Origin of the sequence: Carnimonas bestiolae (genome assembly GCF_051251145.1) — a bacterium.
Classification (GTDB): Bacteria; Pseudomonadota; Gammaproteobacteria; order Pseudomonadales; family Halomonadaceae; genus Carnimonas; species Carnimonas bestiolae.
In genome coordinates this window covers 147,148-164,486 of the sequence record NZ_JBPCZK010000007.1, presented here as the reverse complement: position 1 = coordinate 164,486, position 17,339 = coordinate 147,148, and the positions used below count along the sequence as shown (strand labels likewise).

The following is a 17,339-nucleotide window of genomic DNA, read 5'->3' as shown; positions in this document are numbered from 1 at the left end:
TGCTGCCCGGAACAACAACGAACAAGAGAACGCTATGAACAACAACGTACGCCAGCTGTGCTATGGAACCCTACTGCTGCTGAGCGCTCCCTGCGCCCTGGCTCAGCAGTCAAACGCTAGCCACTACTCGGTGCACGCCATGCCGATTGGTCAGGCGGTCGAGCAACTGCAGAGCGAGTCAGGTACCAGCATTGTGCTGGATATGTCGGTGGATGCCGCGATCAGCAGCCACGCGGCCAGCAATGCGCAGTCGGTCGAGCAGGCGCTCGACGCTATGCTGGAGGGAACTGGCCTGACGTGGGTAGCCGCAGGTGAGGGAACTTACGCGATCATGGATGCCGCTACGGCGGGCGGTGGCGACGCGACCGCATCGGCGGGGGGCTCAGGGCAGGGCGATAGCGCTCAGGCTGATCAGTCGCTGGATACCGTGAATGTTGAGACCAGCGCGGATGAGGGCGGCCCCTACTTCGGTGACGCCGATACCTTTGGCGTTGGCGCGGGGGCCAACGGCAGCACCGATGCGACGGCCACTGAAGGCACTAATAGCCTGACTTCGAAGTATTCCTCGGTGGCCGGTAAATCGCCTACCGCGCTGCAGGATACGCCGGCGACCGTACGGATTGTGACGCAAACGCAAATGCGCCAGCAGAACCTCGACAATGCCTCTGACGCACTGGCCGCCACGCCGGGCGTGACCGTGCGCAAGGGTGCCAGCGGTGCTCGCGAGCGTTACTACTCGCGTGGCTTCCAGATTACCAGCTATCAGCAGGATGGTGGCGCAGCTTCACAGATGCCGGGGGCAGGCCCGGCACGCGGTCCGGTCACCGGCTCTTCTTCACTGCCTGATCTTTCCGCGTACGATCACACCGAGCTGATTCAGGGAGCAGATGCGCTGTTCGCTGGCGCGGCCAACCCCAGCGGGGTAATCAACCTGCAGCGCAAACGTCCTACCGACCATCAGCAGGTCAATATGGATCTGGAAGCCGGTAGTTGGAACAAGAAGCGTGCGGTATTCGATGCGTCTTCGCCGCTGGCCTTCGACGGCAGGTTGCGCGGCCGTATTGTGGGAGCGCAGGAAAACGACGGCGAGTACTCTCGGTACGCCAAGCACCGCAGCACCAACCTGTACGCGGTGCTGGAAGGTGATATCACCAGTTCGACCATTCTGCGCGGCGGCTTCCAGTGGAACCAGAAGCACGATCGCTCGCCCAATCTTTTCGGCGTACCGCGCGGCGACGATGGCAGCGATCTCAACCTGCCGCGTAAGACCAACTTCACCGCCCCTTGGGCGTACGACAAGAGCAGCAACCGCGAGTTTTTCGCCGAGCTGGAGCAAAATTTCGGGCACGGCGTTACCGGTAACCTCAAATACAACCACTCTCGCGCCCACTCGGATATGCAGTATCCCGAAATCCAAGGCGCTTATGTGCCGGGGCCGCGGGTGCCGTCGGATGGCTATTTTGGTCTCAGCCAAACCAACTTTAACCACGCCACCCAGACCGAGGACAAGCTGGACGGCAGCCTGACCAGCAAGTTTCAGTGGCTAGGTCATGAGCAGAAGATTGTGGTGGGCGGTGATTACAGCCACAACAAAATGCCTGGCTTCACCGATAACTACAGCACCTCGCCCGCGCTGAATCTCGACCCGTATCATTACAACCCGGGGTCGATTGGCGGCTACAGCACGCCAACGCCCGGCAGGTACCCAGAGGGTGCTGAATTCAATGGCGAGCCGTTGCGGGAGACCACCAACTTCGAGCATCAGCCTGCCGAGGAACACTCTACCCAGAAGGGCGCCTACGCCGGTATTTATCTCACCCCCATCGACAAGCTGCATCTCGAACTGGGGCTGCGCAAAACCTGGCTGGATTACGGCAACTCCAATTCCAAAGTCACCACTCAGGACATCAACGGCACGCCAACCATCGTTGAAGGTAGCCGTCAGAGTGACTCCGAGAGCGTGTCGGGGCTGTCTCGACACTACTCGCTGGCCTACGACCTGACCGATAACTTCACGCCGTATGTGTCATACGACGATATCGTTAATACCCAGAGCTTCTACCGTACCGTAGACGGGGCCTTGCTGCCGCTTCAGCGTGGCAAGACCTTCCAGCTCGGCACCAACATGAACTTCTTCGATGGTGCGCTAACGGGGCAGATAGCGTACTTCTGGCAGCGCAACGAGAACCAGCCGATTTCTACCGGCGATTTTGTCGAGAACACCCTCGATGCCGCCTATATCCCGGGCGGCACGGTCAAGTCCGACGGGCTTGATATCACGCTCTCTGGTGCCTTGACGTCGCGCTGGCAGGTGAATGCTGGCTACACCTTCGTCGAAACGCACTACAACCAGGACTACAAGGACAATGCCTCAGGCAGCGAAGTGTCAAATGCGCAGAGTCAGTCGCCCAAGCATCAGTTCAAGCTGTGGTCGTCCTATGATCTGCCTGGTGTGCTGGAAGGTGCGACGGTGTTTGGCGGCGTAAGAATGGAATCCAAACGTACCAACGCAGGCATGGTATGTGCCGGTAGCACCACCTCCAGTGGCTTGTTTGGTGACCAGACCTCGTGTAACGGCAACATGAAGCCATACGACTTCTCGCAGCCGTTTTATGCCGTGGCCGATATCGGCGGTAGTTATCAGGTGAACAAGAATCTGTCGTTCGCTCTGAATATTACCAACCTGTTCGACCGCCACTACTACGAAACCATGTACGACACCACCTCGCGTAACTTCTATGGCGAACCGCGTGCCGTTACTCTGTCAATGCACTCGAGCTTCTAATAGCCGCGCTTAGGCCGCTGCTGTTAGCGGAAATGGGCAGCGCAGGGCACGACGCCCTGCGCACACGAGTAGCGGAAAACACCTTGGCTGCTGGTGTTGCACAGCTGCCAAGGCATTGCGGCGGGCGCGCTCAACGGAGCAGGCGTGATCCATAGCATCGGGCTACGGCAGTCTAGAGCGTAACGTGGGACGCTACTCACGCTGGCTGGCTGTGTGGTGCTCAAGCTGTACGCGAATGCAGTTGTGATCATCCACCACGCGATAGTCGAGTTGCCAGCCCATGAAGTCGCAGATGCGCGTGACAATGGCCAGCCCAAGACCCACGCCGTCGCGGTGCTGCTCGGTCTGACCACGCGTTAACGGCGCCAGCATGTGCGCGAATATCTCTGCGCCCATCAGCGGCGCGTTATCTCGTACTTCGATACCTTCATCATCAAGGCTTACCTCAACAGTGGCGCGGTTGCTATAAGCGATCGCGTTACGCAGCAGATTGCTTAATACAATGGTGATAAAGGTTGGGGGGTAGCACTTCTCTGTCTGCGCTGTTGTTGTTAACGAGAGCGTGCCTGGCGGCAGTGCCGAGTGGCGTTCGAGCTGCGCGATAACGTCGCGGACGATGGTCTCTAACGGTTGCTGCGGCAACCGGCGTTGGGGCTGCTGTTGCCCACGTGCCATCTCGAGAAACGCCTCGACCAGTGCTTCCATCTGCGCACTGGCGTTGGCGATGCGCTTCACTACGCGGCGCTGTTCGGCGGGCAGCGCTGCTGATAACAGCAATTCAGAAGCCCCCTGTATCACCATCAGCGGACTTCTGAGCTCATGGCTAACGCCGCCGGTAAATGCTCGCTCGCGCGCTAGCAAGGTCAGGATTTCGTGCGTGGCGCGGTCGAAGGAGGCAGCCAATTGGCCTACTTCATCGTTGGAGTATTTCGTTGCCAGCGGCGCATGTTCGGTAGAGGAGTGAAGGCTTTCGACATCATTGCTCAGTCGAATCAGCGGGTGAATGGCGATACGCACCAGCCAACGGCCGATCAGCAGCCCGGCACCTGCGCAGACCGCCCAGCAGATAAACAGTGCCCAGTAGATATGCTGCTGACGCCAGCCTAAGGCATCGCTGCGTTGTACCAGGATGTAGCGCTGATCGTCCTGTTGTCGGACCAGCGCGTACCAATCACTGCCGGCGTGGCTCACGCGATTAAAGCCATCCTCGGTATCACGCAGCCATGAGGGAATTCCCGTGCCGTCAGCGGCTTCGGTATAGAAGTTGGAGGCGTAGTCGGCATCGATGGGGATCTGGCGACGCTGCTGCTTGATCAATACATCGAGGGTATCGCCCAGATTAAGCTGCGCGGTTTCCGACTCAATATACAGAATGCTGTAAACAGTGCCGCAGGAGAAAATGGTGGCGACCATCAGGCACATGGCGAACACCGCCCACTCAATGCGTCGGGTCAGGCGTTTTTTGTATCGGGGCGTGCTCATGTTGTCCTATATCTCTTCCGTCAATCGATACCCTTGCCCTCTCAAGGTATGCAGAAGGGGGCGACGGAAGGGCTTATCGATGGCGTTGCGCAAGTTATGAATATGGGTGCGCAGACTATCGCTATCGGGAGGGTCGTCGCCCCACAAATGCTCTTCGATGGTTTGGCGGCTGACCATGTGGGGGCTTTTGCGCATTAATAGCGTCAGTATCGTTAGCTCTGCATTCTTGATATGAATCGGCTGGCCCGCGCGAGTAACGATCAGCGTATCAAGATCGAGGGTAAGGTCCGCTACCTGTAGCTGGCGGGCAATGCTTCCGCTGGCGCGTTTTAGCACTACCTCGATACGGGCGGCCAGTTCTTCCAGCGCAAATGGCTTGATCAGGTAATCGTCGGCACCGCTGTCAAAGCCGTGCAGGCGATCTTCCAGCGCATCTCGCGCTGTCAGCATGATGATCGGGGTGGTGCTCTGCCATTCATCGCGCAGTTTGCTGGCCACCTGATAGCCGGAAAGCCCCGGTAACATCAGGTCGAGCACGATCAAATCGAAGGATTGGCTGGTCGCCAGCTCAAGGCCCAGCGTACCGCTGTGAGCGGCATCCACCCTGTACCCTCGAAGCTCCAGATAATCGATAAGATTCGCCCGAATATCCGGATTGTCTTCAATGACCAAGAGTTTCATGGCGCGCCGCCGTGCCGGTTAACGTACTGGTAAGAGGGAACTCAGGTCCATAATGTCAGAGCCAGCACAATCGGTATAGCAAAGACCAAGGCGATACTGATGTTCTCCCATAACTGGTCGTTTTCTGAAGACGGCAGGACGGGGCGACTATCCTCGTCGTGGCGAGCGTCGGTCGGTAGCTGCATGGCGTTAACCCCAGCGCAAAAGTCGTAGTAATCAATAAGCATGCCCCTATTAATGCAAAGCGACCGTCAATTTTTCGTTAATTGCGATTTTTTTGATTGGCGGCATATTGGCCGCGCGCGGCGATCACCATCTCCTGAGCCGTGATAGTGCCTTCTACTCTGACGCCGGACGAATGAACGCTGAGCACAATGCCGGTTAGGTAATCGGGAGAAAAACGTGCATCGGCCAGTTGCTGTGCGATATGGGAAAGACATTCGCTGTGAGTGAACAGCACTTTGGCGGACGCTCCGCGTTCAGCAACTTCCTTCAATAGTTGCTCGGGCGATGCCTGTTTGCATGCGTGAGAGCCAAGCTGTGGCAGCACGTTAACCGACGCTGTGCCGGTAAATCCTTGGGCACTTTGTCGGGTTCTTAGTGTATCGCTCGAAAACGTCTGATACGCATGAGGCATCGCCATCCGCCATGCTCTTCCCAAAGCAACGGCCTGCTGTTGACCACGTACGGTGATACCGTGCTGATCATTCAGGCACTGATGATCGGAGCGATCGCAGCGTTCAGCGTGCCGCAGCAGCACGATGACCGCCGCGCCGTTGTCGTCACTGAGTAATTGAGCGAGGTGTTGCGGTGGCAGATGCGGCAGTCGGTGTGTCGATGTGACTCCGGCAATAACGCTTCCCGCAGTAATTAATATCAGTAGCGGCAGGGCGAGCAGTAGCGCCCGACGCTTGGTTATACGGAAGGTCCCAGGATGTGCAGCAGGCGACATGGCGAGGCTTCTCGATGGCTGAAAAAAACGTCAAAAGTAAGCGTCGGCATTATGTGGCGGTGATTGTTAAATTCAGGTGAAGAGCATCGGATGTTTCTGTGCGGTATGGGAGGGCGCTGTCGTTGGAGGAAAGCGCGCCGGATTATCTCCTGATGAAATAGCCCATCAGCGGTAACGAAGCTAATACGATGGCAATGCCGAGCAGTTGCTTGAGCAGCGGCCGCGGTTATGTGCCAACTATCCAGCGATTGTGAATTGGTCGAATGCAGCTTGCGTAGGTATTCGAACCGTCGGAAGGTGGAGTGACTGCCGTTCGAGGAGAGCTCAAGTGCTAGCGTTGGATAAACTTCACCCAAGCGTAAGTTGCCCTCAATATGACCGTTCGCGGCTGCGCACGCGCATTGCGCACATCGGCTTTGGGGCCTTTCATCGTGCCCACCAAGCGGTGTGCGCCCATCACTTGGCACAGGAGCATGACAGCGATTGGGGCTACTGTGAGCTAAGTCTGTTCAGCGGCCAGCAGATTGCCAATATCAAGCAGCAGCAGTGCCTGTGGTCGGTCTCTGAGTTGGAAGGCAACCGCTGTCAATCGACGGTGATTGGCGTAGCAACGGCCGCGCTGAGCGTGCCGGATGACGGGCTGGAAGCGGTGCTGGATGCACTGTGCGAACCCGATATCGCCATTGTGTCGCTGACCGTCACCGAGAAGGGCTACTGCTGTTCCTCTATGGGCGAGCTGGATACCGACAACGAGCTGATTCGTCATGATCTTGCTTATCCTCACGCGCCACGTTCGACGCCCGGTATTATTCTCGAAGCCATCCGGCGCCGGCGTGACGCAGGGCTCGCGCCGTTCAGCGTCATGTCGTGCGATAACATGCCCAACAACGGCGAGACCACGCGCGGTGTGGTGGTGCAATTGGCCGCAGCGCAGGAGCCGTCGTTAGCCGAGTGGATCGAGCGCACGATCAGCTTTCCTTCCACCATGGTAGATCGCATTGTGCCTGCCGTGACCGACGAGGCATTAGCCGCCATCGCGGCCCAGTTAGGCGTCGAAGATCCGGCAGGGGTGCAGTGCGAGCCGTTCTTTCAGTGGGTCATCGAAGACAGTTTCGTTAGCGGTCGCCCCAAGTGGGAGCAGGCCGGCGCGACGCTGGTCAATGACGTGCGGCCCTATGAAGAAATGAAGCTGCGCATGCTCAACGGCAGCCATTCGTTTTTGGCGTACGTCGGCTATCTGAGCGGCTACGCCGTTATCAGTGAATGCATGAAAGACCTGCGGCTGGTGGATGCCATTAGCCTGCTGATGCTGAAGGAGCAAGCCCCCACGCTCAGCGTTGAGGATATTAACCTCGAGGATTACGCCGAAGCGCTTAAGCATCGTTTTGAAAATAAAGCGCTCAAGCACCGCACCGCCCAGATCGCCACCGACGGCTCGCTAAAGCTCCCCCAACGCATGCTCAACAGCGTCCGCTGGCATCTGGAGCAGGGCCGTCGCTTCGATATGCTCGCCTTCGGTATCGCTGCCTGGATGCACTACGTCAGCGGCAAGGACCCGCAAGGCAACGCCATCGACGTGCGCGACCCGCTTGCCGACACCCTCGCCCGCATCGCCAGCGAATCAGCGGATGCCGCCGCTACGGTGAAAGGGTTCGTAGCGCTGGAAAGCATTTTCGGCCGCGACCTACCGGCCAACGCTACCTTCGTTGCCACGCTCACCGACGCCTATATCGCGATAGCGGAGCAGGGGGTTAAAGCAGCGTTGGGCGAATGGGTGAGCGGGTATCGGTGAGGGTGATGAGGTAACAGCACCACCGCCCTTGTCTGAAAAAGTCACCAATCCTCACCTTCGCCCATCCTTATATCACCGGTGTGATGCCACCAAAGGCCAATAGGCAGCGTGCGCGTATTGCTGCCTTATAAAGCCGGTCACAGCCTATTAACCGGCAGGCACTGGTTATTGCTCAACAGGGAGAATGCACTATGGGTTCGCAAGCTATCTTTAACGTTAAAGATGAATGGTGGCGGTCGGCGGTGATCTACCAGATTTACCCGCGTTCGTTCGCCGACGCCAATGGCGACGGGATTGGTGATTTGCAGGGAATAACCCAGCGCCTGCCTTATCTTGCCAGCCTTGGGGTCGATGCGGTGTGGCTATCTCCTTTTTATAAATCGCCGCAGGCCGATGCTGGCTATGACGTCGCGGATTATCGTCAGGTAGACCCGTTGTTCGGCACCCTGGATGATTTCGATGCCATGCTGAACAAGGCGCATGGGTTGGGGCTGCGCATTATCGTTGATCTCGTACCCAACCATAGTTCTGATGAGCATGAATGGTTTCAGGCCGCGCTAGCTTCGCCGCCGGGAAGCCCTGAGCGGGAGCGCTATATCTTCCGCGATGGCAAAGGCGAGCATGGTGAATTACCGCCCAACAATTGGAAAAGCGTGTTTGGCGGCGGTGCCTGGACGCGCCCGGAAGGAGAACAGCAGTGGTATTTGCACCTATTCGATACCAAACAGCCGGATTTCAATTGGAATAATCCCGAAGTACGCGATGAGTTCACCGCAGTGCTGCGCTTTTGGCTTGATCGAGGGGTGGACGGCTTCCGTGTGGATGTTGCCCACGGGTTGATCAAGAAGGAGGGGCTGCCCGATTGCTCGGTTCAGCAAGCGATGATCGAGGGCGGCGATCCGGGCCCAATGTGGGATCAGGATGGCGTTCATGACATCTATAAACAATGGCGCAGCGTACTTGATGAGTACGATGGTGACCGCATGATGGTCGCCGAGGCATGGGTCGTGCCGCAGGAGCGGCTGGCGCGCTATATCCGCAGCGATGAAATGCAGCAGGCCTTCAACTTCGAATATTTAGGCTCCCAATGGAATGCGCGCGATGTGCGCAAAGTGGTGGATGACTCGCTGGCGCAAACCGCATTGGTAGGGGCACCCACTACCTGGGTCATGTCGAATCACGACGGCGTGCGGCATGCCTCAAGATTTGGGCTGTCCACACCCGGGTATCGTCCCAAGGGTATTAGTGCCAAGGACGAACAGCCCGATGAAGCACTCGGGCTTGAGCGAGCCCGCGGGTTCGCGTTCATGACCTTCTTCCTGCCGGGGTCCGCTTATATTTATCAGGGCGAAGAATTGGGCCTGCCGGAACATACCACCATGGATGACAAGTACCGTCAGGATCCTACCTTTTGGCGTACCAAGGGGGAAGAGATCGGTCGTGATGGCTGTCGTGTCCCCTTGCCCTGGCAGGCTGATGCCCCCGCGTTCGGTTTCGGCCCCAGCGATAAGTCATGGCTGCCTCAGCCGCCAAATTTTGCCCGCTACGCCGTTGATGTCGAAGAAAAGGACAGCGATTCCACTTTGGCGCTCTACCGCCGGGTGTTAGCGCTGCGTGCCGAGTATCGACTGGGCAAAGGTGAGCTGGAGTGGCTTGAAAGCCCGACCCCTGACGCGTTGCTGGCGCGTAACGGCGACGTCTATACGTTGCTGAATTTTGGTGCGGAGCCCGTGGCACTACCGTGGTCTGACGTAGAAATACTCGCTTCAAGCAAAGCGTTATCGGCGCATCAGCAGCTGCAAAGCGGTGGCGGAGTGTGGTTCAAGCGCCTCTGAGGCTTCTCGGCTCACCTAAGTAGTGGCTATTATCATGAGGGCATCGGCTGAAGAGTCGATGCCCTTTTGCTATGATCGCACGCTGGTCCAGCGCCATACCGGCTGCACTGATTCCAATAGGAGAGCTCGCATGCCCCCGCGTCAGTCCTTCACCTTGACCGATTTGGCTGCGCGCTTGAATGTCTCGGTAACCACCATCTCGAACGCGTTTAATCGACCGGACCAACTGTCTGCGGAGTTACGCGAACACATTTTGGCGCAGGCCAAACAGCTAGGCTTTTGCGGCCCCAACCAGACTGCCCGTAGTCTGCGTACCGGCAAAACAGACGTGATTGGCGTCATCCTTCCCGAAGAGCTCACGTATTACTTTGAAGATGCCGTGGCTACCCAGTTTTTGAGCGGTGTTGCCCAGGTGCTGGGTGAAAACGGCTATCGCATGCTGTTGCTGCCGGAATCGTCATTGAGCGAGAGTGGCGGGAGAGAGCCCGCAGTAGATGGCGTCATTGTCTACGGAATTAGCCATAATCCTATGCTGGCGGAGCACTTCAGCCAACGTGGCAAACGGGTAGTGACCGTCGAAGTACAAATGAACGACATACCCTGCGTGCTGATTGATGATGATATCAGCACCTACCATTTGACTCGCTGGGCGCTGGAAAATACACCACGTGACTTTGCTCCCGTGATCGTCTCTATGCGCAATGGTGATTGGGCGCAGCACCACGATGGGCCACCGCCGGATATCGCACCCCTGCGAAGGCTTGCCGCGATGCGGCGCGCATTGTCGGATGCCGGGTTCGAACCCGACGATGTGCCGGTGGTCGTCAATGCCACGATGAGCCGAGATGGTCTGGATGAACTGCTGCCCGAGTGGCTGGACAAAGAGCAAAAGCGCTTGTTTCTGTGCATGAGTGACACGCTGGCATTGAATGCGCTGCGTTTGGCCGAACGAAGTGGGCTTAGCATTCCCGACGACGTGCGATTGGTCGGATTCGATGGCGTCAACGAGGGCCAGGGGCGCTCCCCACAGCTGACCACGGTGTATCAGGACAATCGATACAAAGGGCGGATAGCGGCACAAATGGCTTTGGGCAAGGAAACCACCAATAAAGCCATCCTGCGCAGTTTCATTATCTATGGCGAAAGTTGCCCAGCCCGCTAGAACACCTCTCCAGTCACGTCAGAAAGCGCTTAAATGCGCCGAAATTACTCTTTCCATACCGCAAATAATACGAATATTCGCTATTTAGCATTTAGTCTTGCTTCTAAGGTCTAGCTGCCGCTCGCCTGTAATTCAGTCTTTAATGACATCGTTCTGAAACGTTAAAGAAACAGTGAATTCACGTTTTAGCTGGTGTGCAGGAGCAATGGCGCATGAGTGAGACCACGTCCCAACACGAGATGCTGCGGCCCAGACGTCGTAGCACAGGCAAATCGACGCGCGTCAGGCGCGAGCGCGTGAGGGCTGCCTGGCTGTTTCTCACCCCGCTAATGGCAGGGCTGCTGCTAGTGGCCGGATGGCCTCTTGTGCGAACCCTCTGGTTCAGTATGACGGATGCCAATCTGGCACAGCTTGAGCAGGCGAAATGGATCGGATTCGAAAATTACCTATTCCACGATAATGGCCTCTGGTACGGCGTGCTGGCCGATCCCGACTGGTGGAATTCGGTCTATAACACCTTTTTCTTCACCGTAACGTCAGTCGCTCTGGAGGTGGTGCTGGGTGTTATTGTGGCACTGATCCTCAATGCCAATTTCAAAGGGCGGATGTGGATTCGTGCCGCCATGCTGGTTCCCTGGGCCATTCCTACCGTGGTGTCGGCACAAATGTGGGCGTGGATGCTCAATGATCAGTTCGGCATCATCAACTATCTGCTATTGGGGCTGGGCCTGATCGATGAGCCGCTGGCTTGGACCGCCAATGCCCATCTCTCGATGTGGGCGGTCATCATGGTGGACGTGTGGAAAACGACGCCATTCGTCGCATTACTGGTGCTGGCGGCCATGCAAATGCTGCCGTCAGATTGCTACGAAGCCGCCAAAGTGGATGGCATTTCGCCCATCCAGGTGTTTTACCGAGTCACGTTGCCGCTGATTATGCCCGCGCTGTTGGTGGCTATCATCTTTCGCGTGCTGGACGCACTACGGGTATTCGATCTGGTGTACGTGCTCACCTCCAACTCCAGTAGCGCCATGACCATGTCGGTATACGCTCGCCAGCAGTTGGTCGAATTTCAGGACGTCGGGTACGGCAGTGCGGCCTCTACGGTGCTGTTTCTGGCGATCTCTCTGATTGCCGTGGTGTATCTCTACCTGGGACGGCGCCAACTGGGGATTTCGTCATGAGTCGTGTTCGTTCAGTAGGACCATGGGAAAGGTTTAAGCGGATCAGCTTGCAGCTAGGCTTTTGGTGCCTGGTCGCGGTGCTGGCAGTGTATGCACTCTTTCCATTTTATTACGCGGTTATCTCTTCTCTTAAGCCATCGAGCGCCTTGTTCGAAGTGAGTGTGCTGCCGACCGTATTCGACCTCTCCAATTACCGCGACCTGTTCTCTCAACCCACCTTTGGTCGCAGCATCTTTAACTCTGTGCTGATCGGGCTGTGCGTCGTTTTGCTGGCGCTGTTGCTAGGGCTGACCGCCGCTTATGCCTTGGGGCGGGTACGCTTCCGCGGTCGAGGGGCGGTGCTGGTGGTGGTGCTGGGTGTCTCCATGTTTCCTCAAATTGCCGTGCTTTCCGGGCTCTTTGAAGTGATTCGCTGGCTTGGCATCTACAACACGCCGTGGGCGCTGGTGCTCTCCTACACCATCTTTACGCTGCCGTTCACGGTATGGGTAATGACTACCTTCATGCGTCAATTGCCGGCAGAGCTTGAAGAAGCCGCGATCATGGACGGCGCCACTCCGTGGGTCACGCTGACCAGAGTCTTCATGCCGCTGATGCTGCCAGCCATGGTGACCACGGGCCTGCTCGCATTTATCGCCGCATGGAATGAATTTCTCTTCGCGTTAACGTTCACGCTGACCAACTCTCAGCGCACGGTGCCCGTCACTATTGCGTTGATTTCCGGCGACAGCCAATTCGAATTGCCGTGGGGAACCATTATGGCTGCCTCTGTCGTGGTGACTGTGCCACTGGTCGTGCTGGTGTTGTTATGCCAGCGCCGTATTGTCTCAGGCCTGACGGCGGGGGCCGTGAAGGGGTGACGAGTGGTGGCACGAATTCATACCAATCAATGGGTTAGATGGTAGGGGTAATGAGTAATGGCCAGTGTGAAGCTCGAAAAAGTCGCCAAGAAATTCAGTGGGCAGGCGATTATCAAAGGTGTCGATCTTGATATCAAAAGCGGAGAATTCATGGTGTTTGTCGGCCCATCAGGGTGCGGCAAATCAACCCTGTTACGCCTGATTGCCGGGCTCGAATCGATTAGTGACGGAACGCTGAGCATCAATGGCAAAGAGGTCAACGAAGCGCCTCCTCGAGAGCGCGGTGTGGGCATGGTATTTCAGTCCTACGCGCTCTATCCGCACATGACTGTATTCGACAACATTGCATTCGGTCTCAAACTTGCGGGCGGCGACAAGGAGGCGGTACGCCAGCGGGTGGTAGAGACAGGCAAGACATTGCAGCTCGAGGAACTGATGGGCCGTAAGCCGAAGGCGCTTTCCGGAGGTCAGCGACAGCGTGTGGCGATTGGCCGCGCGATCGCCCGTGAACCAGAAATTCTGCTCATGGACGAGCCGTTGTCCAATCTGGATGCCGCGTTGCGCGTGCGTATGCGCGTTGAGATTGCCCGCCTTCATAAACGCCTCGATTGCACCATGATTTATGTCACTCACGACCAGACCGAAGCCATGACGCTGGCTGATCGCATCGTCGTTTTGAAGAGCGGGCAGGTCGAGCAGGTCGGCTCTCCTCGTGAGCTCTTCGAACGTCCCGCCAATACCTTCGTGGCTGGTTTTATCGGCTCGCCCAAAATGAACTTCTTTAGCGTAACGACCCGTCACTCCGACCAGACGGGATGTACCGTGGAAGGCGAGGGGATTGAGCCCATCACGCTGCCCTTCCAGCCTTCTCCAGACCATGCATCCTCTGCGTTGACGCTAGGAGTACGTCCAGAGCATATGGTTTTAACGCGCGCCTCCGGCAAGCACGGGTTCAGCGTGAGCAATATCGAGTACCTGGGCAACGAAGCCTACATTTATCTGCATCCGCCAGGAGAGTCGGTAGGGCTCGAGGAAGATCCGCCTGTATGTCGTATGCCCGTCGATAACGAGCTTTCGATTGGCGACACCGTGCACGTTAGCTTCAAGGCTGAACATGCGCACCTGTTTGATGCTCTCGGGGTCGCTCTGCCAAGAGTGTCTAGTGCTTACCCTCATTCGCTGTCATCAGCGGTGTGACACAGACTCTTTCAGGGGGAAGCATGCGATTTTATCTAACCTGTTGGTGGCAGCCTTGGGCAATGCTGGGCTGCATCTTGAGCACTTCACCGGCGGCCATGGCTGCGGGTGTCACCATCCACTATACCTGCGGTGATGGCAGTAACTCGGCGGCCTGTGCACAGGAAGCACAGAAGTGGGCAGAGCAAACCGGTAACCGCGTCAATCTGGTATCGATGCCTGCATCCTCCACTGAGCAGCTGTCGCTCTATCAACAACTGTTGAGTTCACACTCAAGCGATATTGATGTGATCATGGTGGATACCACCTGGTCCGGCATCCTCAATGACCACCTTGCCAACCTCAACACGCTATTGCCGGGCGACCTCGCCAAGGGGCAGATTGCCTCGTCGATCGCCAACAATACGGTCAATGGCAATCTAAAGGCGATGCCATTCTACGCTGACGCTAGCCTGCTCTATTACCGCAAGGACCTGCTTGAAAAGTATCACCGCAACGTGCCGGTGACCTGGCAACAAATGACCGATAGCGCGCGCTATATTCAGGAGCAAGAGCGCGCGGCCGGGAATCGCTCGCTGTGGGGATACGTGTTCCAGGGCAAGGCCTATGAAGGGCTGACCTGTAATGTGCTGGAGTGGGTTGCCTCTGACGGAGGGGGCATCTTGCTCGATCAACACGGCAATGTGGAAGTCGATACGCCTGCCGTGCGCAGTGCGTTGAAGCGAGCGGGAGGATGGATCGGAACGATCGCACCCAAAGGGGTGTTGAGCTACGAAGAAGAGACCTCTCGCGGCGTGTTTCAATCAGGCAATGCGGTCTTCATGCGCAACTGGCCTTATGTCTGGGCGCTGTCGCAGAGCCCCAACAGCGTGATTAAAGGCAAGGTAGGGGTAGCCCCTCTACCGGCCGGCGATAGCGACGGCGGCCGCCATGCCTCAACACTGGGTGGTTGGAGTCTCGCCGTTAGCCGCTATTCGCAACATCCGCGCGAATCCGCTGAGCTGGTGGCCTGGCTCACGCGCAAGGAAAACCAGAAGCAGCGCGCGATTGAGTTCTCGTTTCTGCCCACCTACACCGATCTTTACAGTGACCCGCAGGTTCTGGAAGCGTCACCGTTTATCGGGAGTCTACTTGAGCCCATCAAGCAGGCAATACCGCGGCCCGCTGGCTTGGTCAAAACGCTCTACCCACGCTATTCCAACGCGATATTTGACCGTTCACACCGGGTCTTGGGAGGAGAAGCCTCTGTAGATCAGGCGGTCGATATGCTCCATCGGGATATGCAGCGCTTGGTGCGTCGAGCCGACTTTGCCGACGCTCAGAACTGATGTTGGCGGGTGTATAGAGTGGTGGTTAGCGTAGGAAGGGCAAAAAGAAGCCGCTGCAGAGCATTGATCTGCAGCGGCTTTGCTGGCTAATCAGAACCAGGTTTCCATTTGCACGCCAAATTGCCATTCGCTGCCGGTAAAACCGTTACTGCCGAAGGCGTCGTTGTCGCTGTAGCCGTTCAGCCCTTTGCTCCAATCCATATAGGAGACAAAAGCGCGCAATTCAGGACGCATGAAGAAGTCTCCGGTAAATGGCTTGAGCGTGGGCGCAAACGTCAGCTTGGTGACACTGCCGCTGGCGCTACGACGGTTGGCCCACCCACGAGGAGACAAGTCCATGTTTTGCCATGTGGCTTCGTATTGCAGCTCAAAGTTCTCGTTTATTGCTTGAGACAGGCGCGCATTAAACGTAATCCAGTCATAACGGTCCCCTTTGACGTAGCGATCTTTACTGTGCTCAGCGAGGATCATGGGGGCAATACTCCATGTATTGGTGAGCGCGGTTGTCCCGTAACCTCCTATGCGGACACTTTGCGCGTCGCTAAGCAGCTCTGAATCAGACCCGATCGATTTGACCTCTGCGCCTAACCCACGACCGTACATCATGGCTACCTTGAAGGTACCTTCACGCAAACCAAAGAAACTGTCGCCGTGGTAGGCCAGCATGGTGTGAGCACCGTTTTTCGCGCTCCGACCTTGTCGACTGTTCAGTGTCTGCTCGGTGCATTCCTCTTGGGTGAGCCCCGCATCACCACCAACGCGACAATTGCTGTCGTTGCCGTTGGCATGCATCCCGTTGATCATCCACTGCCACGGGCCAAAAAAGTTGTTGGACGTGAGGATGTAATTTTGGACATCGCTGCTGCCACCAGCGGTAGAGAAGTCACCAAAACTGCGCCCCATCAGCGAGACGTTGCTCTTCCAGTCAGGGGTAAGCTGAATGTCGTAGATACCGCCACCCGTGCCGGCGAGGAAGATGAAGTCTGAATCGAGCCAGTGGATATCGAAATTGTCACGATCGAAACGCTTGCCCGCCCAGAACGTTGCATCCTTGAACAGGCTGCTGTTACGCAGTGTTGGCAGTGACGACAACTCCGCATACACCTGGCGCACGTTCAAATCACTATCGTCAGAGGTCCAGTCATTGAGGGTATCAACGCCGTCGGCCAACATGACCGTATAATTCGCGCGAGTGCCATTGCTGAAGAGCTGCTGATAGCCGAACGTGGCCTCCACGTAGGTGTCCTGCTCATTACCCAATCGTCCGACAGCGCCACCGACCGACCCCGCTGGCGACTGGTAAGGCCCACCTTTGCCGCCTTCCAGATGATCGTTGAACAACACCCCCGAGCGCGCGTACGCGCCAAAAGACAGCGTACCTTCAGGCGTCGTGTTGACGTTCGAGAGCGGAGCCGTATCACCTTCATCCGCTGGGGCGTGGGACGGCGAGTCAGCAGCAACAAGCGGCGGACTGGCCGGGGTAGCGTTGTGGGGCGAATCGGCAACCGACGCCAAACGCTGTTTAGCCTGATGCAACGTTCGCTGCGCCTGAATCGCACGTGCTTCGGCATTACTGGCGCGCCGCTCGGCTGCTGAGGCGCGCTGTTCTGCGGCGCTAACGCGCGCTTCAAGAGCTGCCAGTCGAGCTTCTATGGTGTCTGCCGATGCCGCCATGACCGCTGGGCTAGCCAGTAGGAGTACCAGCATCGATGAGAGCGAAAGAGGCGCTGGCGATGGTTGTTTCAGAGAGGGTAAGTGAGTACCAAAGGGAGCCATTATTGGAAGTCTCAGAGGAATATGTGCCCTGAGGACTTTAACGTTAAAGACACATGGCTTCGCGTAGCTTTTAGTCTATAAAAGTATTGCCTGCCTCTCCCGCCTGTAGATTGGGGAATCAGTACCAAGTCGAACGATCACATTATGCAAACGAGAGGCCACTCATTTATTCATGCGTAAAAAAGCCGCCCGTAGGCGGCGTATTGAAGCTTCTTGCGCGTTATTAGTTGCTGGACGTAGAGCGGTTATTATCTTTTGCTAATTCAAGTGTATAGCATGAATTAACGTATATACTATTTAGCATG

At 56.9% G+C, this 17,339-nt stretch carries 12 protein-coding genes; 8 read left to right on the top strand and 4 right to left on the bottom strand.

Annotated elements, in window-relative coordinates; genetic code table 11:
* Positions 1-34 precede the first annotated feature (34 nt).
* A complete protein-coding gene (locus R84865_RS10030) occupies positions 35-2,785 on the top strand; it encodes a TonB-dependent siderophore receptor (protein WP_435639564.1) in 2,751 nt (916 codons plus the stop codon).
* A gap of 192 nt (positions 2,786-2,977) precedes the next feature.
* Here the strand turns inward: R84865_RS10030 and R84865_RS10025 are convergent, their stop codons facing one another.
* The 3 genes from R84865_RS10025 to R84865_RS10015 form a co-directional block, all read right to left on the bottom strand.
* On the bottom strand, positions 2,978-4,267 hold the full coding sequence (locus R84865_RS10025) for a sensor histidine kinase (protein ID WP_435639563.1): 1,290 nt from the start codon (positions 4,265-4,267) through the stop codon (positions 2,978-2,980).
* Between the two features lie 6 nt (positions 4,268-4,273).
* Positions 4,274-4,948 (bottom strand): response regulator transcription factor, encoded by a 675-nt coding sequence (locus R84865_RS10020; RefSeq protein WP_435639562.1) that lies wholly within the window; start codon positions 4,946-4,948, stop codon positions 4,274-4,276.
* A 262-nt stretch (positions 4,949-5,210) separates the two neighbouring features.
* Positions 5,211-5,900: a histidine phosphatase family protein gene (locus tag R84865_RS10015; protein ID WP_435639561.1), complete on the bottom strand. Its 690-nt coding sequence runs from the start codon at positions 5,898-5,900 to the stop codon at positions 5,211-5,213.
* A 328-nt stretch (positions 5,901-6,228) separates the two neighbouring features.
* Between R84865_RS10015 and R84865_RS10010 the strand changes: the two genes are divergently transcribed.
* The 7 genes from R84865_RS10010 (at position 6,229) to R84865_RS09980 (ending at position 15,258) form a co-directional block, all read left to right on the top strand.
* On the top strand, positions 6,229-7,692 hold the full coding sequence (locus tag R84865_RS10010; RefSeq protein WP_435639560.1) for a mannitol dehydrogenase family protein: 1,464 nt from the start codon (positions 6,229-6,231) through the stop codon (positions 7,690-7,692).
* Between the two features lie 191 nt (positions 7,693-7,883).
* Positions 7,884-9,527: a glycoside hydrolase family 13 protein gene (locus R84865_RS10005; protein ID WP_435639559.1), complete on the top strand. Its 1,644-nt coding sequence runs from the start codon at positions 7,884-7,886 to the stop codon at positions 9,525-9,527.
* Positions 9,528-9,657: 130 nt separating this feature from the next.
* Positions 9,658-10,689, top strand: a complete 1,032-nt coding sequence (locus R84865_RS10000; protein WP_435639558.1) for a LacI family DNA-binding transcriptional regulator — start codon at positions 9,658-9,660, stop codon at positions 10,687-10,689.
* A 239-nt stretch (positions 10,690-10,928) separates the two neighbouring features.
* Positions 10,929-11,873: a carbohydrate ABC transporter permease gene (locus tag R84865_RS09995; RefSeq protein WP_435637511.1), complete on the top strand. Its 945-nt coding sequence runs from the start codon at positions 10,929-10,931 to the stop codon at positions 11,871-11,873.
* Positions 11,870-12,733, top strand: a complete 864-nt coding sequence (locus R84865_RS09990; RefSeq protein WP_435639557.1) for a carbohydrate ABC transporter permease — start codon at positions 11,870-11,872, stop codon at positions 12,731-12,733. The genes R84865_RS09995 and R84865_RS09990 overlap by 4 nt, the downstream gene beginning before the upstream one ends.
* Positions 12,734-12,790: 57 nt before the next feature.
* Complete coding sequence (locus tag R84865_RS09985) at positions 12,791-13,930, top strand: ABC transporter ATP-binding protein (protein WP_435639556.1); 1,140 nt, start codon at positions 12,791-12,793, stop codon at positions 13,928-13,930.
* Between the two features lie 23 nt (positions 13,931-13,953).
* Positions 13,954-15,258 (top strand): ABC transporter substrate-binding protein, encoded by a 1,305-nt coding sequence (locus R84865_RS09980; RefSeq protein ID WP_435639555.1) that lies wholly within the window; start codon positions 13,954-13,956, stop codon positions 15,256-15,258.
* Positions 15,259-15,348: 90 nt separating this feature from the next.
* On the opposite strand, the gene R84865_RS09975 is transcribed toward R84865_RS09980, so the two are convergent.
* Positions 15,349-16,965: a carbohydrate porin gene (locus R84865_RS09975; protein WP_435639554.1), complete on the bottom strand. Its 1,617-nt coding sequence runs from the start codon at positions 16,963-16,965 to the stop codon at positions 15,349-15,351.
* Positions 16,966-17,339: the final 374 nt, after the last annotated feature.